This is a genomic window from Blastococcus capsensis, from assembly GCF_030165005.1.
Taxonomy (GTDB): domain Bacteria; phylum Actinomycetota; class Actinomycetes; order Mycobacteriales; family Geodermatophilaceae; genus Blastococcus; species Blastococcus capsensis.
In genome coordinates this window covers 12,653-34,041 of the sequence record NZ_JASNNW010000019.1, presented here as the reverse complement: position 1 = coordinate 34,041, position 21,389 = coordinate 12,653, and the positions used below count along the sequence as shown (strand labels likewise).

Here is a 21,389-nt window from a genome sequence, read left to right as displayed (position 1 = left end):
GCTGGTGTGGGCCGACGCCGGATACGCCGGGCGGATGGTCACCTTCGCCACCAAGGTCTTGGCGTTCACCGTCGAGATCGTCAAGCGTGCCGATGACCAGGTCGGCTTCAAGCTGCTGCACCGACGGTGGGTGGTGGAACGAACCTTCGCCTGGATCAGCAAGTACCGCCGCTGCGTACGCGACTACGAGCGACGCATCGACACCAGCGAGGCCATGATCCACACCGCGATGATCATGACCATGTCACGCCGACTGGCCCGCTGACTCAATTCCCGGACACGCACTCAGAGGCAGACCTCCGGCGGAACAGCCTCAGGCGGCGCCGCGGACGGTCAGGACGACGCCGCTGGCGGGCTTCGCCGGGATGCGGTGCAGGGCGATGGTGAGGTCCTGCTCCGGCACCTCGTAGTCCAGCCGGGCCAGCTTTCCCGACAGCGCCGCCAGCAGCGCGACGGTGATCTGCTCGCCCGGGCAGCGGTGGTTCGTGCGCGGATCGCCGCCGCCATGCGGGACCAGCTCGAACTCGCCGATCGGCCGGTCGAGGAACCGTTCGGGGCGGAAGGCGTACGGGTCGCCCCACAGCTCGGGGTCGTGGTTCTGCCCGTACAGGTCGAGCAGGATCATCGCGTTCTCCGGGATCCGCTCCCCGTCGAACGTCACCTCGTGCGGCGCCCGCCCACCGATGAAGGGCGCGAACGGGTAGAACCGGCGGATCTCGTGCGCCCAGGCCTCCGTGAACGCGGGATCGCCGTCGGCCAGCCGCTCGCGGTGCTGCGGCCAGCGGATCAGCGCGTGCCCGGAGAAGGCCAGGAACCAGGCGACCGCCGTCGTCGGCCGGATGATGTTGATCAGCTCCACCGCCGCCACGTGGGAGTCCAGCTGCTCCCCGCCGGCGTCGCGGTGCCGGGCCACGACGTCGACCGCGGATCCTTGGGGCACGGCCGTGACGCCGCTGCGCACGTCCCGCACGAGCTGCGACAGCCACCGTTCGCGGCGCCCGCGGGCCCGCCGGGCACGCACGTGCCGCACCCCACCGCTGGCGAACCCGTCGACCATGGCGAGCAGGTCCCGGGCCAGCCCGGGTATCTCGTGATCGTGCACCGCCACCCCGGCCCAGCGCGCGACCGCTCCGGCGATCACCTGGCCGGCCTCGTCGAAGAGGACGATCTCCGGCCGGCAGGCCCACTCGTCGGCCGCGGCGTCCCAGGCCGTCGTCGCCTGCTTCGCGAGCGAGGCGATGCCGTCTTCCCGCATGAGCAGCGCCACGAACATCGCCTTGCGCACCCGGTGCATCTCCCCGTCGAGGGTGTGCACCGCGCCCTTGCCGAACAGCGTCCCCTGCACCGGCTCGGGAATGGCGTGCGACCGCCGGACGTGGTCCTCGTCGTAGAGGAAACGCGCGGCCTCCGGGCCCTCGGTGCCGTACGCCGGCATCCCCCCGAGCCGGGTCGCCACGGTGCGTCGCCCGGTGCGGCGCCGCTCGTCGGGCAGCCAGGCGTAGCCCTTCGCGAGCATCTTCAGGCCGTTCTCGAGGCGAGGCATGCGCACCTGCCTGCCCAGTGGCCCCGCCGGGCAATCCCGGTCAGCCCGGCCGCTGCTCCTGGGCCCGGTCGTTCCGCGGCCCGCTCGCGAGTTCGGGGGGCGGTTCGTCGCCGTCGGCGGCGCAGCTGCCGTGGCCCAGCCGGCGCAGCAGCCCGGCCACCTCGAGCGCGGCGGTGGACGAGGCGTCCGGCGGCAAGGTCTCCGCGACCGTGCGCAGTGCCCCGGCCAGCGCGCGCTCCTCGTCGTTGAGCATCCCGCGGTAGGCCGGGTCGAGCAGGTACCCGGTGGGCGGCGTCGACAGGCAGCCGATGAGGTCCAGCACCACCTCCAGCCGGCGTGCCGCCTCCGCGGGGGAACCGTCCGCAGGGCTCATCGCCACGGTCTCGACGTCGCGCTCCCACAGCCGCGCCCGGGCCGGGTCCTCGCGCAGCGCGAGCACCGTGCCGGCGCGCCGGGCCGTGCCGGAGCCCTGGGTCTGCCACGCCATGCGCACCTGGTGGGCGATCCGGATCAGGTCGTCGTCGAGCATCGAGGTGCCCACGAACAGGACGTGGCGGGTGAGCAGCAGCGAGTGCAGCACCCCGGCCAGCGCGGCACCGGTGTTGCCGAACTGCAGGTACTCCTCGCGGGTCAGCACCACGCTCCCGGGGTGCGCGGCGTCGCCGTGCAGCTTCAGCAGCCACGGCCGGCCCGGCTCGGCCTCCTCGTACGGCAGCACCCTGACCTGCCGGCCGATGTCGTCGGCCGCCAGCTCCACCAGCGGGTCGTAGTTGGTGGTCACGAACTCCTGCACCGGCAGGTCGGCGAGCAGCGCGTGCGCCAGCGCGTACGAGCCCGGCCCGAACCGCTCGGCGACGAACGCCTCCAACTGCTCGGAGCCCAGCTCGCGCGCCAGCAGCGCGGCCGAGTCCTGCGGGGGAAGCCCCGACAGCCCCTCGCGCAGCGCGTCGTCCAGGCCGGAGCGGGTGGCGAGCTCGTGCACGAGCTGCTCCCAGGTGGGCAACCCGGCCGCCGCGCTCACGCCGGCGCCGACGAACAGCGCCAGCTGGCCACGGCGGGCCCGCTCACCGAGCTGCTCGGCCAGCTCGCAGAGGTGCTCGGGCAGGTCCCAGGCGCCGTCCTGGCCCCGGCGCACCCGCTGGGCGGCGGCCAGGTCGCTGGGCCCGCGCAGCACCAGCGCGACGTCGAAGCCGTGCTGGACGGCGGCCTCGCGCAGCACGGGTAACAGCTCCTGCAGCAGCGCACCGCGCTCCCCCGCCGCACCGCCCCACCCGGTGCCCAGGGCCGGCAGCCCGACCAGCCGCCGCGCCCGGCCGTGCACCGGCTCGGGAGCCTCCCGCCGGGCGACGGCGGCCAGCGCCTCCCGGGCGCCGTCGAGCAGCCAGGACAGCCCGTGCCCGCCGTCGTCGACGGTGTCGACCAGCCACGTCCGCCGCGGACCGTCGCCGGGGACCTCGAGGACCCGTTCCCGGCCCGACCAGGACAGCCCGACGCAGTCGCCGTCGTCCTGGTGATCGGTGATCAGCTCGTCGGGCAGCAGCGGACGCCAGCCCCGGGCCACCCGCAGCGAGCGGTCGGTGGGCACCAGGACGTCGTCGCACGACAGCCGGGTGAGGTCCGCGCCGACGACGAACACATGTCCACTCACGGCATCACCTGTTCGCTACCGCGGGGCGCTCCGCTCACGGGACGGCCTTACCCAGGGCCCGGCGGACATGCGCCGGGCGGTCGATGGCCGACGTCAGGCGCCGCAGCCGCCGGCACCGCAGGCGCAGCCCCCGCAGCCGCCCCGCACGGGGGCCGGCGCGGGCGCGTTGGCGACCGCCCGCAGGTTGACCGCACCGATCAGCATCGGGATGCCGAGGACGGCCACCGCCAGGGCGGCCACCACGGTCGCGAGATCGGCGGCGCGGTCCCAGTCCTGCGCCAGGCCGGTGACGACGAGCAGCCCGGTGACCAGCAGCGACCACACCAGCAGCGCCTGCCCACCGCGCCGGGCAGCGCCTCCGCGGCCCAGCAGCCCGGCCGAGGTCGCCAGCAGGAGCACCGGGACACCGACCAGCAGCACCGTCGCCGACAGCGCCGCCGACGCCAGCCCCACGGCGAGCGCCGCCGCACCGAGCGCGGCGGTGGCCACGCCGAGGCGCCCGGCCGCGGCGGCGGGCGCACCGTCGACGGCGCCGGACCGGCCGGCGCGCAGCAGCGCCGCACCGCGCACGGCCAGGAAGACGCCCAGCGCGCCGAGCAGGAGGCGAGCCCCTGCGGCATCCCACAGCACGGCGACCACCGCGACGGCGACCATCGCGATCCCCAGCGCCAGCCACCGGGGCCAGGTACGCCGGGCGACCTCCGGCGTCGCCATGCCCACCGTGCCGGCCGAGAGGATTCCGGTTCCGTTCGCCACGGCACCAGTGTCCCTCACCGTCGCCGGTCCTCGGGGAAGCACCGGACCGTGGTCCGTGCCACGCTGATCGACGCCGCAGCTGCGACGACGCAGCGCGAGGTCAGGAGGCAATCCATGAGCGTGCGGGGCGATGCCGGATCACCCACGGGCGCGGCCGCGCGGGCGGGCGACAGCGACGCGCTGGAGCACCTGGCCCGCGTCGGGCTGATCGCCTACGGCCTGGTGCACGTGCTCGTCGCCTGGCTCGCGCTGCAGGTGGCGTGGGGCGTCAGCAGCGCTCCGGCCGACCAGTCCGGGGCACTGGCCACCCTCGCCCAGCAACCGCTGGGCGAGCCGCTGCTGTGGGTGCTCGCCGTCGGTCTCATCGCCCTGGCCCTCTGGCAGGCCGCGGAGATCCTCCGCTGGCGGCACGGGCTGACCGCGTCGGGGAAGGCCCGCACGACGGCGTGGGAGCGGACCGGCAAGGCGGTCGCCAAGACGGTCATCTACCTCACGCTCGCGGTGTTGGCGTTCCGCTTCGCCACCGGCGGCGGGCAGACCGGCAGCACCAGCACCCCGCAGCAGGCGACCGCCGGCGTCTTCGGGTGGCCGGGCGGGCGGTGGCTGGTCGGCGCCGCCGGGCTGGTCGTCGTCGGGATCGGCGTCTACCACGTCTACAAGGGCGTCTCGAAGCGCTTTCTCGAGGAGATCGACCTCAGCGACTGCCCATCGCGCGTGACGCGGCTGGTCACCCGGCTGGGCCAGGTGGGCTTCCCCGGCAAGGGCGCCGCCTTCGTCCTCATCGGCGGGCTGCTCGTCTGGGCCGCGGTGACGTTCGACGCGGCCAAGGCGGCCGGACTGGACGGCGCCCTCCACCGGCTGGGCAGCGTTCCCGCCGGGCAGGTGCTGCTCACGCTCATCGCCGTCGGGATCGCGGCCTTCGGCATCTACTGCTTCGTCCGCGCCCGCTACCCCGAACGGACCTGATGGCGTCGGTGCCCGCCGCACAGCCCCTGGTCCACCGGCTCCGGGACCTCGTCGACCGGGTCCGCCGGGTCACCGACTCCCCGTGGCTCACCCACCTCGCCCGCGCCGGGCTGATCGCCTACGGGGCGGTGCACCTGCTGATCGCATTCCTCGCGCTGCGCATGTCGCTGGGCCTGCGCGGGGCCGACGCCGACCAGACCGGTGCCCTGCTCACCGTCGCCGCCGGGCCGGGCGGCGAATTCCTGCTCGTCGCGATCGGCCTGGGCATGCTGTCGCTGGCGCTCTGGCAGGCGGCCGAGGTGCTGCTCTGGTGGCACGGGCTGCTCGACCCGGAGCACCGGGTGCACACGGCGGTCGTCTGCGCCAAGTGCCTGGCCAAGGGTGCGGTGTACGGCGTCCTCGGGCTCACCGCGCTGCTGTTCGCCGCCGGGTTCGTGTACGAGGCCGACGAGCGGCTGCGCGACCTCACCGAGGAGACGCTGCTGATCCCCGGCGGGGCGCTGCTCATCGGCACGGTGGCGGCCGGAGTGGTCGGCGTCGGGATCTACACATTCGTGCGCGGCTGCACCGGCGGCTTCATGCGCGACATCGACCTGCCCGCGGCTCCCGACCGGTGGGAACCGGTCATCGAGGCCCTGGGCCGGATCGGCTACCTGGCGAAGGGCATCGCGTTCGGGCTGGTCGGCGTCCTGCTGTGGCGGGCCGCCGCGTCCGCCGACGCCTCCACCGCCACCGGTCTGGACGGCGCGATGACCGCGATCGCCGGGGTGGACGCCGGCCCCTGGCTGCTCGGCGGCGTCGCGGCCGGGTTCGCGGCCTTCGGCGTGTACGCCCTCGCCCGGGCGCGTTACCCCGACCGCGACCCCTCGCAGTGACGTGCTGGAACGGCCCCCGTGCAGGGTCCCGCGCCGAGCGTGCGAGGCGTGGGGGGCACGGGGGCCCTTTCAGGTGCGGGGGCCGCCGGCGACGTAGATGACCTGGCCGGAGACGAACCCGGCCCCCTCGCTCACCAGGAACGAGACGGTGTGCGCGATGTCCTCCGGCTGGCCGGCGCGGGCCACCGGGATCGCCGCCGCACGCTTGGCCACGTACGGCTCCCACTCCTCGCCGATCCGGGCCGCGGTCGCCTTGGTCATGTCGGTGACGATGAACCCCGGCGCGATCGAGTTCGCCGTGACGCCGAACTTGCCCAGCTCGATGGCGAGGGTCTTGGTGAAGCCCTGCAGGCCGGCCTTGGCCGTCGCGTAGTTGGCCTGCCCGCGGTTGCCCAGCGCGGAGGTGCTGGACAGGTTCACGATCCGACCCCACTTCTGGTCGATCATGTGCTTCTGCGCCGCGCGGGTCATGAGGAACGAGCCGCGCAGGTGCACGTGCATGACCACGTCCCAGTCGGCGTCGCTCATCTTGAACAGCATGTTGTCGCGGGTGACGCCGGCGTTGTTGACCAGCACCACCGGCGGGCCCAGCTCCGCGGCGATGCGGTCGACGGCGGCCTGCACCTGCTCGGCGTCACCGACGTCGGCCCCCACGGCGAGCGCCCGCCCACCGGCGGCCTCGATGGCCTCGACCGTCCCGCGGGCGTCGTCCTCCTTCAGGTCGATCACCGCGACGGCGAAGCCGTCCTGCGCCAGCCGCTGCGCAGTGGCGGCGCCGATGCCGCGGGCGGCGCCGGTGACGATCGCGACGCGGGGGTTTCCGGTGGGCTCGGACATGCGGAACTCCTCTGATGGTGGGGGCGGGTCAGGGCCTTCAGACGCGCTCGAACAACGCGGCGAGCCCCTGCCCGCCGCCGATGCACATGGTCTCCAGCCCGTAGCGGGCGTCGCGGCGGTCCATCTCGCGCAGCAGCGTGGCGAGGATGCGGCCGCCGGTCGCGCCCACCGGGTGACCCAGCGAGATGCCCGAGCCGTTGACGTTGGTCCGTTCCCAGTCGGCGTCGGTGAAGCCCCACTCGCGGGCCACGGCCAGCACCTGGCTGGCGAACGCCTCGTTGAGCTCGATCAGGTCGACGTCGGCGAGCTTCACGTCGGCCAGGGCCAGCGCCTTGGCCGTCGCCGGCACCGGGCCGATGCCCATGGTCTTCGGGGGCACGCCGCCGACGCCGAAGGAGACCAGGCGCGCCAGCGGGCGCAGCCCGAGCTCGGCGGCCTTCTCCGGGTGGGTGACGATCGCGACCGCGGCGCCGTCGTTCTGGCCGGAGGCGTTGCCTGCGGTGACCGTGGCGTCGGGGTCGTTCCTGCCCAGGATCGGGCGCAGCTTGCCGAGGGTCTCCACCGAGGAGTCGGGGCGGATGTGCTCGTCGCGGTCGACGACGGTCTCGGCCTTCCGGCTCTTCACCGTCACCGGCACGATCTCGTCGGCGAACCGGCCCTCGGCCGTGGCGGCGGCGGCGCGCTGGTGGCTGCGGACGGCGTACTCGTCCTGCTCCTCGCGGCCGATCTTGTACTCGCGCCGCAGGTTCTCCGCGGTCTCGAGCATCCCGCCGGGCACCGGGTGGTGCTGCCCGCCGGCGGTGACCCGGCCGCGGGCCAGCCCGTCCTCCAGGAGCACTCCGGGGCCGGACTTGACCCCCCAGCGCATCGCGGTCGAGTAGAAGGGCGCGTTGCTCATCGACTCCGCACCACCGGCCAGGACGACGTCGGAGGTGCCCGACTGCACCTGCATGGCCGCGTACACCACCGCCTGCAGGCCCGACCCGCACCGCCGGTCCACCTGAAGGCCGGAGGCGGTCACCGGCAGCCCGGCGTCGAGCGCGGCGACGCGGCCGAGCGCCGGCGCGTCCATCGTCGGGTAGCAGTGGCCGAGCAGGACGTCGTCCACCGACTCGGGCGGCAGACCGGTGCGCTCGATCAGCGCCCGGATCACCGTGGCCGCCAGCTCCTGGACGGGGACGTCGCGGAGCGAGCCCCCGAATCCGCCGACCGGCGTCCGCAGGGGCTCGCAGATGACCGCTTCGCGCACGGTGGTCCTCCTCGTTCGTCGGCAGCCGGCGTCCGGCTCGGTCCGGGTGGCGGGTCCGAGTCTGCCCGGCGGGCCCGGCCGCTGGCCACCCCGCCCCCGGACGGGGTCAGCAGGCGAGCGTGTCGACCTGCTGGCCATCCAGCAGATCCCACAGGCCGGTGATCTGGAGCGGCCGGATCACCGCACGGGTGGCGGCCAGGAGGCGCAGCCGCCCGCCGGCGGCCAGCGCCCGCCGGTGCGCGGCCGCGAGAGTGCTCAGGCCGGCGGAGTCGAGGAAGGTCACGCCGGTGAGGTCGACGACGATCTCGGTGGGGGCGGCGTCGACCAGCTGGTCGAGCACGGCGCGGACCTCGGGGGCGGAGCTGCAGTCGACCTCGCCGGTGACCGTCAGCTGCGGATGGGAGGCGGAGCCGGCCACCGCGAGGGTGACGAGTGCGGACGGGTTCGGCACGACGCCGGTGAGCACCGGCTCGGCCTGGACGCAGTCGAGGGAGGAAGCGGTCACGGGTTGCCTCTCGGGCGCTGTCCGGACCAGTGAGCCTGCGGGACGCGAACGGCACGACGACCAGCACTGGGGTCGCGGCTCTTGTTGAACCGCTGCTCCGACCGTAGGCACCGGGGGTACGGCGCGCAAGGGGCCTGTCCGGTGGTGGCCGGGGCGGTGGGCCGATCGGCCCGGCCGTGTGACCAGCGTCCCTCGGGCGCCGGCGGTGCCGGACGGATACTGGCCCGGTGACCGAGTCGCGCTCCTCGTCCCGCCGCCCCTCCGCGTTCCTGGTCGTCGGGGTGCTCGTGGGGGTGGCGGTCGCCGCGGGAGCGTTCGCGGTGCTCGACCCGATCGTCGCCTCGGCCGTCGCCATCGCGGTGCTCACCGCCGTGGGCGTGGGCGCGGCCGCCCGGAACTGGGATGCGCACGAGACCTTCGAGGACCGCGAGCACGCCCGCGCCCGCCGCCGTCAGGAGAAGTGGGAACGCGGCGCCGACGCCCGCGCCCGCGACCGGGCGCGCTGGGAAGCGGCCAAGGCCCGGCAGGCGCGCAAGACCGGGGGCACCGCGCCGGGCGCCGACGGCGCCGGTCGTTGATCCGCTCGACACCCCCGGGCGGCGCCCCTGCGGTGCTCCACATGTGGATGTCCCCGCGGCTGCGTTCCTGCTGACGCCCCGCTCCTCTCCGCGCTGATCTGCCGCGGGCCGCCCGTGCGCGTGCCCGCCATCCGCGCCCTTCCGGGCGCCGCTCCCCTCACCCGTCCGGCTCCGTGCTGCCCGCACGCCCGGCGGGTCCCGTGCCGACCTCCCGTGGAGGCACCCCGTGTCACGTCCTGCTCGCCTAGCCCCCGCCCCGGCGGGAGCCCCGGCGGCCGCCCCTCTCCGCACGGCCACGCGCCGGTGGCGATGGCCGCCCCGCGCTGGGGTCCGTAGCAGCCCGTCCGGAGGCCCGCCCGAGCCTGCGAGGGAACGAAGAGGGACGGAACCGGTCACCCGACCACGTCATCGGCCGCCGGCACAGCGTGCCGCAGCAGCGGTGCGAACGGGTCGGGGAACTCCCCGGCCGGGCCGGCGGCCACGTGTCCGGACCCTGGAGGCCGGGCGGCCGGCGGCGGTCCCTCCTTACGGGTGAGCCGAGGGTTCGAGCCGCCGCGGAACGGGCAGGGTGCCGCCGGGAACGAACCGGCCCGGCCGGCCGGCGACGAAAGGCGGTGAGCGTGGCGCTCTGGCAGTCCGCGCGCCCGCCGCGCGGCTTCGCCGAGGTCTGGCGCCAGGAGCTCGGCTCACTCAGCGAGCTCGCCGCGCTGCGCGCCCGGCTGCGCACTTCCATGACCGGCAGCCGCACCGTCGCCCGGCCCGAGCGCGACCACTGGTCCGAGCGGCTGGTGCTCATCGCCGACGAGCTGACCTCCAACGCGCTGCGCCACGGCGGCGCTCCGGTCGCCGCGGTCCTGGGCCGGAACGACCACGCGTGGCTGATCGCCGTCCGGGACGCCAAGGCCGAGGCGCCGCCCGTCCCTGCGCAGGGCCGCGACCCCGGCCTGGGCGGTTTCGGCCTGTACCTGGTCGCCGATCTCTCGGCCACCCACGGCTGGTTCACCGAAACCGGTACGAAGACCACGTGGGCCGTGGTGGCGGTCGACGAGGGCTGAGCCGGCTCAGCCGCCGCCCTCCGTGCGGAGCTCGCCGGAGCTGCAGACCGGGGGGTCGTAGGGCGGCTCGGGGACGTCGTCCTCCCGTCCGTCGAGGTCCGTGGTGCGGACGTCCGCCCCGCGTAGGCCCTTCTCCGTCCCAGAGTCGACGTCCACGGGGCACCGCGTCCCGCATGTGCGGCGCACCCCACCGTCCCCGGCCGGGCGACTCCCGCCCCGGTGTGTGTGACCCGCGGGTAACGTGCGACGCATGTCGCTCGCCGAGCAGATGGACACGGTCAACGACGCCGCCGCGGGCACGGTCGACCGGCACGTCACCACCCGGACCTTCGAGTCGACGGCGCCGGCCACCGGTGCGGTCGTCGGCGTCTTCCCCGTGCACGACGAGACCGACGTCGGCGAGACCGTCGCGCGGGCCCGCGCCGCCGCCGGGCAGTGGGCCGCGCTGGGCTTCGACGGCCGCAAGCAGCGACTGGCTGCCTACCGCGGCTACCTCGCCCGGCGCATGCACGAGCTGGCCGACCTCGTGCACCGCGAGAACGGCAAGCCGCACGCCGACGCGATCCTGGAGATCACCCTCGCCGTCGACCACCTCGCCTGGGCCGCCGGCCACGCCCGCAAGACCCTCGGCCCGCGCAAGGTCGCCTCGGGCATGCTCGCGGCGAACCACGCCGCCTACCTGGAGTACCAGCCGCTCGGCGTCATCGGCGTCATCGGGCCGTGGAACTACCCGGTGTTCACGCCGATGGGCTCGATCGCCTACGCGCTGGCCGCCGGCAACGCCGTCGTCTTCAAGCCCTCGGAGCACACGCCGGCCGTGGGGGCCTGGCTGGCCGCCGCCTGGCGGGCCGCCGTCCCCGACTCCGCCGACGCCTTCCAGGTGGTCACCGGGTTCGGGGAGACCGGGGCCGCGCTGTGCCGGGTGCCGGTGGACAAGCTGGCCTTCACCGGCTCGGCCGCCACCGGCCGGAAGGTCATGGCGACCTGCGCGGAGACCCTCACCCCGGTGCTCATGGAACTCGGCGGCAAGGACGCGATGATCGTCGACGACGACGCCGACGTGGCCGCCGCCGCCGACGCAGCGGTGTGGGGCGCGATGAGCAACGGCGGGCAGACCTGCATCGGCATCGAGCGGGTGTACGCCACCTCCGCGGTGTACGACCGGTTCGTCGCCGAGGTCACCGCCCAGGTGCAGGGGCTGCGGCCGGGCTCCGACGACGAGGCCACCTACGGCCCGATGACGATGTCCTCGCAGATCGACGTCGTCCGGCGGCACGTGGCCGAGGCCACCGCCGCGGGCGCCCGCGTGGTCACCGGCGGCGGCTACGCCGACGCGATCCCGGCCGAGGGTTACGTCGCCCCCACCGTGCTGCTCGACGTCCCCGAGGACTCCTCCGCCATCACGGAGGAGACCTTCGGGCCGACGCTCACCATCACCAGGGTGCGCGACGCCGAGGAGGCCCTCGAGCGGGCCAACGCCACGAGCTACGGCCTGGCCGGCGCCGTCTTCTCCCCGTCCAAGGACCGCGCGATGGATCTCGCGCGGCGGATGCGCAGCGGGATGACCTCGATCAACTCGGTGCTCACCTTCGCCTCCGTGCCGGCCCTGCCCTTCGGCGGCGTGGGCGACTCCGGCTTCGGCCGGATCCACGGTGAGGACGGGCTCAAGGAGTTCACTTGCGCCAAGGCGATCACCCGGCAGCGCGTGGCCCTGCCGGTGAACCTCATGAGCTTCGGACGGCCCGAGAAGGCCGCCGACGCCCTGGCGCGAGTGATGGGCATGGTCCACGGGCGGCACCGGTGAGCGCCGTGACCGGGGAGTTCGACGTCGTCATCGTCGGCGCCGGGTCGGCCGGCTGCGCGCTGGCCGGCCGGCTGACCGAGGACCCGACGCTGCGGGTGCTCCTGCTGGAGGCCGGCGGCTCGGACAAGCTCCTCGAGGTCCAGATCCCCGCCGGGCTCTACAAGGTCTGGCGCACCCGGCACGACTGGAACTACACGACCGAGGAGCAGCCCGGTCTCGGCGGCCGGAAGCTGTTCTGGCCGCGCGGCAAGCTGCTCGGCGGCTCGTCGTCGATCAACGCGATGATCTACATCCGCGGCGCGCGCGCCGACTACGACGAGTGGGCCGAGCTGACCGGCGACCCGTCGTGGTCCTACGACTCGGTGCTCCCGCTGTTCAAGCGGATGGAGGACAACGCCCGCGGCGCGGACGAGTGGCACGGCGTGGGCGGCCCCCTCCGGGTCGAGGACCTCCGCTCGCCGCATCCCTGGACGACGGCGGTCGTGGAGGCGGCGGTGGCCACCGGCCACCCCCGCAACGCCGACTTCAACGGCGCCACGCAGGAGGGCGTCGGGCAGTACCAGGTGACGCAGAAGCGCGGCCGCCGCTGGTCCGCCGCGGACGCCTACCTGCACCCGGCCATGGACCGGCCGAACCTGACCGTCCGCACCGGCGCGCCGGCCACGCGGGTGCTGGTCGAGAACGGCCGGGCGACCGGCGTGGAGTTCCGCTGCGGCGGCAAGCTGCACACCGTCCGGGCCGGCCGCGAGGTGGTGCTCTCCGGTGGTGCGGTCAACTCCCCGCAGCTGCTGATGCTCTCGGGCATCGGCCCGGCGCAGCATCTGCGCGAGGTCGGCGTCGGCGTCGTCCACGACCTGCCCGGGGTCGGGAGCGGGCTGCAGGACCACCCGCTGGTGCCGCTCATCTGGCACGTGCGGTCGGGGAAGTCGCTCACCCACGGGGACTCGCCGTCGGGCTACGCGCGGTGGTTCGGCACCCGCCGCGGGCCGCTCACCTCCAACCTCGCCGAGGCCGGGCTGTTCACCCGCTCGTCCCCGGACCCGGCCGAACCCGACCTGCAGATGCACTTCCTGCCGGTCAAGTTCTGGAAGCAGGCCGAGGTCGACCCCGACGTCGACGCCTTCACCGCGGCGGTCGTGCTGGTGGACGTGCACTCCCGCGGCTCGGTGCGGCTGCACTCGGCCGACCCGACCTGGGCGCCGGCCATCGACGCCGGCTACCTCACCGACGACCGCGACCTCGACGCGCTGGTCTCCGGGGTGCAGCAGGCCCGGGAGATCGCCGGCGCCGCCCCGCTGTCCGACGTGCTGGCCGAGGAGTGGTCCCCCGGCGGCGCCGTGCACGGGCGCGACGCCCTGCGGCAGTCGGTGCGCGAGACGCTCGAGTCGCTGTACCACCCGGTGTCCTCGTGCCGGATGGGCCGCTCCGATGGCACCGACGAGCAGTCCGTCGTCGACCCGCAGCTGCGGGTGCACGGCGTCGAGGGGCTGCGGGTGGTCGACGCCTCGGTGATGCCGACGCTGGTGCGCGGCAACACCAACGCGCCGACCATCATGATCGCCGAGCGGGCGGCCGACCTGATCCTCGGCCGCGTCCCCGCCGCCCCCCTGGCCGCCACGAACTGATCCCGGTCCCGGGGACCTTCGGTACAGGAAGTTCCCTCAGCCGTGGGCGGCGTCGGCCGCGGCCTGCTCCGGGGACGTCGGCAGGGCGGGCTCCGGTCGCGGCGTGCTGTTCCGGCGGATGGAGATCGACGCGGCGGCCGCGACGATGCACAGGCCGCCGGCGAGGGACCAGGCCAGGTCGTAGGAGCCGGTGACGTCGCGGATGACCCCGCCGCCGAACGCGGCGACCGCCGACCCGAGCTGGTGGGAGGCGAACACCCAGCCGAAGACGACCGGCGCGCGGGCGCCGAAGTGCTCCCGGCACAGCGCGAGCGTCGGCGGCACGGTGGCCACCCAGTCCAGGCCGTAGAACACGATGAACGCGATCATGCTGACGTGCAGCTCCGGTCCGAACAGCGGCGGCAGCAGGAACAGCGAGAAGCCGCGCAGCCCGTAGTAGGCCAGCAGCAGCACCCGCGGATCGATCCGGTCGGTCAGCCAGCCGGAGAGGACGGTGCCGGCGATGTCGAAGATCCCGACGACGGCCAGCAGGCCGGCCGCCGTCGTCACCGGCATGCCGTGGTCGTGCGCAGCCGGGATGAAGTGCGGCTGCACCAGCCCGTTGGTCGACATGCCGCAGATGAAGAAGCCGAGCGCCAGCAGCCAGAACGGCCGGCTGCGCGCCGCCTCGGCCAGGCCGCGCATCGCCGCGCGAGCTGCCCCCGCCCGTACCGGGTCGACGTCGTCGGCCCCCGTCCCGCCGTACGGGGTGACGCCGAGGTCGCGGGGCCGGTCGCGGAGCAGCCAGGCCACCAGCGGCAGGACGGCGAGCGCGGCCGCCGTCGTCCCCAGTGACGCGGCCCGCCAGCCCCACACGGAGTCGATGAACGCCACCAGCGGCAGGAATACCAGCTGGCCGGCCGCGCCCCCGGCGGTGAGGACACCCGAGACGAGCCCGCGCCGGGCGACGAACCAGCGGCCGGTGACCGTGGCCACCAGCGACAGCGCCATCGCCCCGGAACCCAGCCCGACCAGCACACCCCACAGCAGGACCAGCTGCCAGCTGGTCGTCATGAAGACGGTGAGGCCGCTGCCCAGCGCCACCACCAGCAGCGCGCACATCACGACCCGGCGGATGCCGAAGCGCTCCATCAGCGCCGCGGCGAACGGCGCGGTCAGCCCGTACAGCGCCATGTTCACCGCGACGGCGGCCGAGATCGTCGACACCGACCAGCCGAACTCCTCGCGCAGCGGGTCGATCAGCACACCGGGCACCGCACGGAAGGCCGCGGCGCCGACCAACGCCAGGAAGGTCACCGCGGCCACCCACCACGCGGGGTGGATCCGGTGCGGCGGCGCGCTGCGGGTCGGTGGGCGGAGCACGGTCACCGCGGCAGCATGACGCACGGGCCCGCCGGGTCCCAGCCAGCGGAACGCCAGGATCCGCACCGTTCCCGCCGTTCGACGACACGAACCTCGCCCCGCGTTGCCCGTCCTCACCCCGCACGGTGGGGCCGGGCACCACGCGGTGAGGACGGCAGTGCGGCGGGCCGCGACTCACCCGATGTGACCTGTCACTCCCCCGATGTCGGACCAGATCGCGGCCCGGTCTGGTTGAGTGGGGTGTACCGGCGCCGCCCTCGCTCATCCGGAGCGGCAGGAATCGACGTCGGGCTGAGGCTGCGCCACCTTGGTGCGCCCGGCTGACCGACGTCTCGCCAGATGCGAGCCCGCCCTGCCTCCGTGCAGCTGCGCCGGCGCTCGCGCTCGCCGAGGGAGTCGTGCGGCCACTCGAGCGTCGAAGGACTCCATTGACCTCCACCCAGAACACCCCCGCCGCCTCCGAGACCCCCCGCCGCCGTCGTGGTGGACGCGGTCGCGGCACCCGCCCGGCCGGTGAGCAGCAGAACCCGCAGCAGGCCCCCCAGGCCCCGGCACTCGTCCCCTCCGGCGACGTCGCTCTGCGGATCACCCACCCCACCGCCCCGAGCGTGCTGCCGACCGACTCCACCTTCGAGGCCCTCGGCGTCCCCGCGCCGATGGTCGAGGTGCTGGTCGCCAGCGGCATCACCGCGCCGTTCCCCATCCAGGTCGCCACGCTGCCCGACAGCCTGGCCGGCCGAGACGTGCTCGGCCGCGGTCGCACCGGCTCGGGCAAGACCCTGGCGTTCTCGATCCCGCTGGTCGCGCGGCTGGCCGCCTCCGGCACCCGCCGGCAGGCCAAGCGCCCCCGCGCGCTGGTGCTCGTCCCGACCCGCGAGCTGGCCAACCAGGTCTTCGCCGTCGTCGACCCGCTGGCCCGCGCCCTGGGCATGTCGGCCACCACGATCTTCGGTGGGGTCGGCCAGAACCCGCAGGTGCAGGCCTTGGCCAAGGGCGTCGACATCGTCATCGCCTGCCCGGGCCGGCTCGAGGACCTGATCCAGCAGGGCCACTGCGACCTGGGTGCCATCGAGGTGACGATCCTCGACGAGGCCGACCACATGGCCGACCTGGGCTTCCTGCCCGGCGTGAAGCGGATCATGGACCGGACCCCGGAGGTCGGCCAGCGGATGCTGTTCTCGGCGACCCTCGACAACGGCGTCGACGTGCTGGTCAAGCGCTACCTGAGCAACCCGACGACGCACTCGGTCGACCCGGCCGTCGCGCCGGTCAGCACGATGACCCACCACGTCTTCCACGTGCAGAGCGCCGACAAGGGCGAGGTCGTGCGGCTGCTCGCGTCGGGGCTGGGCCGCAGCGTGCTGTTCACCCGCACCAAGCACCAGGCCAAGAAGCTCGCCAAGCAGCTCACCGCGTCGGGCATCCCTGCCGTCGACCTGCACGGCAACCTCAGCCAGAACGCCCGCGAGCGCAACCTCGAGGCGTTCAGCAACGGCTCCACCCGGGTGCTGTGCGCGACCGACATCGCCGCCCGCGGCATCCACGTCGACGACGTCGCCCTGGTCGTGCACGTGGACCCGCCGACCGAGCACAAGGCCTACCTGCACCGTTCGGGTCGCACCGCGCGCGCCGGCGCCGGCGGCACCGTCGTCACCGTGACCACCCCCGACCAGACCGGCGAGGTGCGCACCCTGGCCCGCCAGGCAGGCATCACCCCGATCGTCAGCCAGATCCGGCCCGGTGCCGCGCAGATCGAGGAGCTCACCGGCCCGGCGGCGCCCTACGTGGAGCCGGGCCCCGCGCCGGAACCGCAGCCGCAGGGTCAGGGCGGCGGCGGTCGTCGTCGCGGCGGCACGGGCCGCGGGTCCGCGGGCGGTGGTTCCCCGAAGGCCGCGTCCTCGGGTGGCTCCCGCGGGGGCTCCGGGTCCGGCCGGCCGAGCGGTCCAGCGCGCACCCGCGCCGAGCTGGCGGCTCGCGCGGGCACGTCGTCGGCGGCCTCCTTCAGCGCGCGCTCGCGCCGCGGCGGCCGCTGACCCCCGCGATCGTCGCTGAACCTCGCGGCGGTCGCTGCCTGGCCGGACCGGAGGGTCCGTCTCCACCACGGAGGCGGGCCCTCCGTCGTCTCCGTGGTGATTCGGCGCCGAGACGGCGGGGCAGCCCCCGGCGGGGTCGGCTTCCTTCTGCGACCGGGAGATCTCCGGGCAGGCTTTTCCGGCTGTCGTCGCCGCCTTCCTCGACCTGGTCGACGCGCATGGGCGAACATGACGATGGGATGACGGGAAGCGCCCGCGCGCATCGATGACGGCCGCCTGGAAAGGCCAGGAAGACCTTGCGCGTGCTGGTGACCGTTCCCGCCTCCGTGTCAGGGTTGACTGCCGCCGACCGGGAGGAACAACCGTGCGAACCGTCGATGCCGTCGTCATCGGTTCCGGCCACAACGCCCTCATCACCGCCGTTTCCCTCGCCCGCGCAGGCTGGGACGTGCTGGTGGCCGAGCGCAACGACGAGGTCGGGGGCGCCACCCGCAGCGGCGAGGTGACCCAGCCGGGGCTGGTGCACGACCTCTATGCAACCAACATCAACCTGTTCCTGGCCAGCCCCGCCTTCCAGGAGCTCGAGGACGATCTGGCCCGGCACGGCTTCCGTCCGGCGGTCAGCGAACGCTCCTACAGCAATGTCTTCCCGGACGGGCGCAGCTTGCGGGTGTACTCGGACCCGCAACGCACTGAACGGCTGCTCGGCGAGCACAGCGCGCGCGACCTCGAGGGCTGGCGTGGTCTGCACGAGCGCTACCGGACGTTCATGACAACCCTGATGCCGCTGTACTCGACGTCGTTGCCCAGCCTGCGGGCGGTCGCGGGCATGGCCAGGGCCACGCGCGCGGCCGGTGTGTCCGACACGCTGGAACTGCTGCGCACGCTGTCGGCCTCGACCCGGGAGCTCGGTGACACCTGGTTCGAGACCCCGGAGGCGAAGGCGCTCATCGCGACGTGGGGCATGCACCTGGACTACGGCCCGGACGTGTCCGGCGGTGCGATGTTCCCCTTCTTGGAGACGTTCACCGACATGGAGCAGGGCATCGCCGTGGCCGAAGGTGGCATCTCCCGCCTGTCCGAGGCGCTCGCCGCACTCGTCCGCGAGGCCGGCGGTGAGGTCCGCACCGGCAGCCCGGTCACCCGCGTACTCACCGACGGCGACCGGGTCACCGGCGTCCGCCTCGGCGACGGTGAGGAGATCCGGGCCCGCCGTGCGGTCGTCGCCGGTACCACACCGACGCAGCTGTTCGGGCAACTGCTGAGCGGGGATCCCGCGGTCAGCGACACGACCCGCACGCGGGCCGAACGCTACCGGTACGGGCCGGGGACGATGGTGGTCCATCTCGCGCTGGACCGGCCGCTGCGCTGGCGTGCGGAGGAGGAGCTCTCCCGGTTCGCCTACGTGCACGTGGCGCCCTACGTCGATGACCTCGCGCGTACGTACCAGCAGGCCCTGGCGGGGCTGCTGCCCGACAGCCCGCTGCTCATCGTGGGGCAGACCTCCCAGGTCGATCCGACCCGGTCGCCGGACGACCGGCAGGTGGTGTGGGTCCAGGTGCGGATGCTCCCGTCCGAGATCCGCGGCGACGCCGCCGGCGAGATCACCGCCACCGACTGGGACGAGGCCAAGGAGCCGGTCGCCGACCGCGTGCTGGCCAAGCTCGAGGAGTACGCGCCCGGTGCACGGGACAGCGTGCTGGCCCGGACGGTCTTCTCGCCGCTGGACCTCGAGCGATCGAACCCGAACCTGGTGGGCGGCGACAGCGTCGCGGGCAGTCATCACCTGTGGCAGAACTTCTTCTTCCGCCCGTGGCCCGGCGCCTCCACCTACGAGATGCCGATCGACGGGCTCTACCTCGTCGGCGCCGCCACGTGGCCCGGGGGCGGGACGAACGGGGTGTCCGGCTCGCTGTGCGCCCGCCGCATCCTGCAGCCTCATCCCTACCGGGGACGGATGGCCGGTGGCGCCGCTGCCGCCGCGCTCGCCGCCGGCGCCGCGCTGGCCCGCCGGGGCCGCCGCTGACCACCCTGCTCCGCGGGGTCTGCTCCCGGCCCTCTCGCCGGACGACGAGGAGGTGCCCCCTGTCCGGGCGTTCCGCACCGTCCGCCCGGCGGCGGAGGACCTGCCCGAACGAGGCTCCGCCTGTCACCGGGTAGGCGCTCACAGTCTTGGCCGGACAGATCGCGCTGAACGTCGCGTGGGGTGGACGGAGGTCGAGAAGCGGGGAAAAATCTCGCTCCTCGACCTCCGTTGCGATCAGTTGCCGCTGGCGAAGGCGGCGTCGAACGCCGCCGACGGCGGGTCGAACGCCAGCCGCCGGACGAACTCCAGCGCCTCGGGCGCGCCGACCAGGCGGTCCATGCCGGCGTCCTCCCACTCCACCGAGATCGGCCCGTCGTAGCCGATGGTGTTGAGCATCCGGAAGCACGCCTCCCACGGGACGTCGCCGTGGCCGGTGGACACGAAGTCCCAGCCGCGCCGCGGGTCGGCCCAGGGCAGGTGCGAGCCCATCCGGCCGTTGCGCCCGTTGCCGACCTGCTTCTTCGCGTCCTTGCAGTCGACGTGGTAGATCCGGTCCTTGAAGTCCCAGATGAACGACACCGGGTCGAGGTCCTGCCAGACGAAGTGCGACGGGTCCCAGTTCAGCCCGAACGCCTCCCGGTGCCCGATCGCCTCCATCGTGCGGACCGTCGTCCAGTAGTCGTAGGCGATCTCCGACGGGTGCACCTCGTGCGCGAACCGCACGCCGACCTCGTCGAAGACGTCGAGGATCGGGTTCCACCGGTCGGCGAAGTCGCGGTACCCGTCCTCGATCATCGACTCGGGAACCGGCGGGAACATCGCCACGGTCTTCCAGATCTTCGACCCGGTGAAGCCGACGACGACGTCGACGCCGAGGTTGCGCGCCGCCCGGGCGGTCAGCTTCATCTCCTCGGCCGCCCGCTGCCGGACGCCTTCCGGGTCGCCGTCGCCCCACACGCGCGGGTGCACCATGCCGCGGTGCCGCTCGTCGATCGGGTCGTCGCAGACGGCCTGGCCGTTGAGGTGGTTGGAGATCGCGAAAACCTGCAGGCCGTGCTTCTCCAGCAGCGCCAGGCGCTCCTGCACGTAGGAGTCGTCGTTCGCGGCGCGCTCGACGTCGAGGTGGTCGCCCCAGCAGGCGATCTCCAGGCCGTCGTAGCCCCACCCGGAGGCCAGCCGGCACATCTCCTCGAACGGCAGGTCGGCCCACTGGCCGGTGAACAGGGTGACGGGACGGGGCATGCGTGCGTCCTCCTCGGTCGAGGTGGGACTTCCGGTACAGGAAGTCCCTTGGGATCAGGCGGGGATCGGGGTCCAGACGGAGTCGGCGGCCGCGCTGCGCTCGACCGCGGCGAGCACCCGCTGGATCTGCAGCCCGTCGGCGAAGGACGGCGTGGGGTCTTCCCCCGCCGCGAGCGCGGTGACCAGGTCGACGACCTGGTGGGTGAAGCCGTGCTCGTAACCGAGCCCGTGCCCGGCCGGCCACCAGTTGCCGACGTAGGGGTGACCGGGCTCGGTGACGACGATGCGCCGGAAGCCGGCCGTCTCGGCGGGGTCGTCCCCGTCGAAGAGGTGCAGCACGTTCATGTCCTCGAAGTCGAAGGCCAGGCTGCCCCGGGACCCGTTGATCTCGATCCGGATGGCGTTCTTGCGGCCGAGGGCGAACCGGGTGGCCTCGAAGCTGGCCAGCGCGCCGCCGGTGAAGCGGCCGAGGAAGACCGCGGCGTCGTCGACGGTGACCTGACCCATGCCGCTACCGCCGACCCCGCCCAGCTTTCCGGTCCCGGTCGGCAGCGGGCGCTCCTCCACGAACGTCTCCAGCAGCGCGCTGACCCCGGTGAGCGTCTGGCCGGTGATGTGCTGGGTGAGGTCGACGACGTGCGCGCCGATGTCCCCGAGCGCGCCGGAGCCGGCTCTCCCCTTCTCCAGCCGCCAGGACATGGGCGCGGCCGGGTCGGCGATCCAGTCCTGCAGGTACTGGGCCCGGACGTGCCGGATCTGGCCGAGCCGGCCCTCGGCGACGAGCCGGCGGGCCAGCCCGATCGCCGGCACCCGGCGGTAGGTGAAGCCGACCATCGACCGCACGCCGCGGGCGGCGGCCTTCGCGGCGGCCTCGGCCATCGCCTCGGCCTCGGCGACGCTGTTGGCCAGCGGCTTCTCGCAGAGCACGTGCTTGCCGGCCTCGAGCGCCGCGATGGCGATCTCGGCGTGGGTGTCGCCGGGCGTGCAGACGTCGACCAGGTCGACGTCGTCGCGCTCGATCACCCGGCGCCAGTCGGTCTCGGTGGCGGACCAGCCCAGGCGGCCGGCGGCCTCGGTGACCGCGGCGGGGTTCCGCCCGGCGAGCACGGCCAGCCGCGGCTCGAGGGGGAGGTCGAAGAAGCGGGGGGCGGTGCGCCACGCGTGCGAGTGCGCCGCACCCATGAACGCGTAGCCGATGAGGCCCACGCCGAGTGGCGGGCGGCCGGGGGATGTCATGGGGACTCCTCGGGAGTGCCGGGGCCGCCGGGCGGCGGGGGTGCCGCCC

The 21,389-nt window shown here is 74.2% G+C and carries 19 protein-coding genes; 9 read left to right on the top strand and 10 right to left on the bottom strand.

The annotated features are described in order from the left end of the window. The coding region (locus QOZ86_RS15675) for a transposase (protein WP_284492916.1) at positions 1-265 on the top strand (265 nt) is incomplete at its 5' end. Between the two features lie 48 nt (positions 266-313). Here the strand turns inward: QOZ86_RS15675 and QOZ86_RS15670 are convergent. The 3 genes from QOZ86_RS15670 to QOZ86_RS15660 all read right to left on the bottom strand — a co-directional run bounded on the left by QOZ86_RS15670 (position 314) and on the right by QOZ86_RS15660 (position 3,947). Further along, entirely contained in the window at positions 314-1,543 is a 1,230-nt protein-coding gene (locus QOZ86_RS15670; RefSeq protein ID WP_284492915.1) for a cytochrome P450, read from the bottom strand. Positions 1,544-1,583: 40 nt separating this feature from the next. Further along, complete coding sequence (locus QOZ86_RS15665) at positions 1,584-3,191, bottom strand: SIR2 family NAD-dependent protein deacylase (protein WP_284492914.1); 1,608 nt, start codon at positions 3,189-3,191, stop codon at positions 1,584-1,586. A 93-nt stretch (positions 3,192-3,284) separates the two neighbouring features. Next, on the bottom strand, positions 3,285-3,947 hold the full coding sequence (locus tag QOZ86_RS15660; protein ID WP_284492913.1) for a hypothetical protein: 663 nt from the start codon (positions 3,945-3,947) through the stop codon (positions 3,285-3,287). Positions 3,948-4,061: 114 nt separating this feature from the next. Here QOZ86_RS15660 and QOZ86_RS15655 point away from each other — a divergent pair, with 114 nt between their 5' ends. Then, a complete protein-coding gene (locus QOZ86_RS15655) occupies positions 4,062-4,913 on the top strand; it encodes a DUF1206 domain-containing protein (RefSeq protein ID WP_284492912.1) in 852 nt (283 codons plus the stop codon). Next, the gene (locus QOZ86_RS15650) at positions 4,913-5,788 is read left to right on the top strand and encodes a DUF1206 domain-containing protein (protein WP_284492911.1); all 876 of its coding nucleotides are present in this window, start codon (positions 4,913-4,915) and stop codon (positions 5,786-5,788) included. The genes QOZ86_RS15655 and QOZ86_RS15650 overlap by 1 nt, the downstream gene beginning before the upstream one ends. A 69-nt stretch (positions 5,789-5,857) precedes the next feature. Here QOZ86_RS15650 and fabG read toward each other — a convergent pair whose 3' ends face one another. The 3 genes from fabG to QOZ86_RS15635 form a co-directional block, all read right to left on the bottom strand. Then, positions 5,858-6,625, bottom strand: coding sequence for a 3-oxoacyl-ACP reductase FabG (fabG, locus tag QOZ86_RS15645; RefSeq protein WP_284492910.1), 768 nt, complete (start codon positions 6,623-6,625; stop codon positions 5,858-5,860). Between the two features lie 37 nt (positions 6,626-6,662). Continuing rightward, positions 6,663-7,874: an acetyl-CoA C-acetyltransferase gene (locus tag QOZ86_RS15640; protein ID WP_284492909.1), complete on the bottom strand. Its 1,212-nt coding sequence runs from the start codon at positions 7,872-7,874 to the stop codon at positions 6,663-6,665. A 106-nt stretch (positions 7,875-7,980) separates the two neighbouring features. Next, positions 7,981-8,379, bottom strand: coding sequence for an STAS domain-containing protein (locus QOZ86_RS15635; RefSeq protein ID WP_284492908.1), 399 nt, complete (start codon positions 8,377-8,379; stop codon positions 7,981-7,983). A gap of 227 nt (positions 8,380-8,606) precedes the next feature. Here QOZ86_RS15635 and QOZ86_RS15630 point away from each other — a divergent pair, with 227 nt between their 5' ends. Then, on the top strand, positions 8,607-8,957 hold the full coding sequence (locus QOZ86_RS15630) for a hypothetical protein (RefSeq protein WP_284492907.1): 351 nt from the start codon (positions 8,607-8,609) through the stop codon (positions 8,955-8,957). A 614-nt stretch (positions 8,958-9,571) separates the two neighbouring features. Next, positions 9,572-10,012, top strand: a complete 441-nt coding sequence (locus QOZ86_RS15625) for an ATP-binding protein (RefSeq protein WP_284492906.1) — start codon at positions 9,572-9,574, stop codon at positions 10,010-10,012. Between the two features lie 6 nt (positions 10,013-10,018). Here the strand turns inward: QOZ86_RS15625 and QOZ86_RS15620 are convergent, their stop codons facing one another. Further along, on the bottom strand, positions 10,019-10,168 hold the full coding sequence (locus QOZ86_RS15620; protein ID WP_284492905.1) for a hypothetical protein: 150 nt from the start codon (positions 10,166-10,168) through the stop codon (positions 10,019-10,021). A gap of 94 nt (positions 10,169-10,262) precedes the next feature. Here QOZ86_RS15620 and QOZ86_RS15615 point away from each other — a divergent pair, with 94 nt between their 5' ends. Together QOZ86_RS15615 and QOZ86_RS15610 are read left to right on the top strand one after the other, a co-directional pair. Next, entirely contained in the window at positions 10,263-11,816 is a 1,554-nt protein-coding gene (locus QOZ86_RS15615) for an aldehyde dehydrogenase family protein (RefSeq protein WP_284492904.1), read from the top strand. Then, positions 11,813-13,441: a GMC family oxidoreductase gene (locus QOZ86_RS15610; protein ID WP_284492903.1), complete on the top strand. Its 1,629-nt coding sequence runs from the start codon at positions 11,813-11,815 to the stop codon at positions 13,439-13,441. Before QOZ86_RS15615 ends, QOZ86_RS15610 begins: the two co-directional genes overlap by 4 nt. Positions 13,442-13,477: 36 nt before the next feature. Here QOZ86_RS15610 and QOZ86_RS15605 read toward each other — a convergent pair whose 3' ends face one another. After that, a complete protein-coding gene (locus QOZ86_RS15605) occupies positions 13,478-14,809 on the bottom strand; it encodes an MFS transporter (RefSeq protein WP_284492902.1) in 1,332 nt (443 codons plus the stop codon). Between the two features lie 422 nt (positions 14,810-15,231). Here QOZ86_RS15605 and QOZ86_RS15600 point away from each other — a divergent pair, with 422 nt between their 5' ends. Together QOZ86_RS15600 and QOZ86_RS15595 are read left to right on the top strand one after the other, a co-directional pair. Next, positions 15,232-16,836 (top strand): DEAD/DEAH box helicase, encoded by a 1,605-nt coding sequence (locus QOZ86_RS15600; RefSeq protein WP_284492901.1) that lies wholly within the window; start codon positions 15,232-15,234, stop codon positions 16,834-16,836. Positions 16,837-17,200: 364 nt separating this feature from the next. Continuing rightward, positions 17,201-18,862, top strand: a complete 1,662-nt coding sequence (locus tag QOZ86_RS15595; protein WP_284492900.1) for a phytoene desaturase family protein — start codon at positions 17,201-17,203, stop codon at positions 18,860-18,862. Between the two features lie 234 nt (positions 18,863-19,096). Here the strand turns inward: QOZ86_RS15595 and QOZ86_RS15590 are convergent, their stop codons facing one another. After that, positions 19,097-20,104, bottom strand: coding sequence for a sugar phosphate isomerase/epimerase family protein (locus QOZ86_RS15590; RefSeq protein ID WP_284492899.1), 1,008 nt, complete (start codon positions 20,102-20,104; stop codon positions 19,097-19,099). Between the two features lie 54 nt (positions 20,105-20,158). Beyond that, the gene (locus QOZ86_RS15585; RefSeq protein ID WP_284492898.1) at positions 20,159-21,340 is read right to left on the bottom strand and encodes a Gfo/Idh/MocA family protein; all 1,182 of its coding nucleotides are present in this window, start codon (positions 21,338-21,340) and stop codon (positions 20,159-20,161) included. Between the last annotated feature and the right edge of the window lie 49 nt (positions 21,341-21,389).

Excerpts from the sequence above, each read along its gene's own strand:
- QOZ86_RS15670 (WP_284492915.1), bottom strand. The coding sequence starts at position 1,543 with ATGCCTCGCCTCGAGAACGGCCTGAAGATGCTCGCGAAGGGCTACGCC.
- QOZ86_RS15615 (WP_284492904.1), top strand. The coding sequence starts at position 10,263 with ATGTCGCTCGCCGAGCAGATGGACACGGTCAACGACGCCGCCGCGGGC.
- QOZ86_RS15590 (WP_284492899.1), bottom strand. The coding sequence starts at position 20,104 with ATGCCCCGTCCCGTCACCCTGTTCACCGGCCAGTGGGCCGACCTGCCG.
- fabG (WP_284492910.1), bottom strand. The coding sequence starts at position 6,625 with ATGTCCGAGCCCACCGGAAACCCCCGCGTCGCGATCGTCACCGGCGCC.
- QOZ86_RS15585 (WP_284492898.1), bottom strand. The coding sequence starts at position 21,340 with ATGACATCCCCCGGCCGCCCGCCACTCGGCGTGGGCCTCATCGGCTAC.
- QOZ86_RS15650 (WP_284492911.1), top strand. The coding sequence starts at position 4,913 with ATGGCGTCGGTGCCCGCCGCACAGCCCCTGGTCCACCGGCTCCGGGAC.
- QOZ86_RS15655 (WP_284492912.1), top strand. The coding sequence starts at position 4,062 with ATGAGCGTGCGGGGCGATGCCGGATCACCCACGGGCGCGGCCGCGCGG.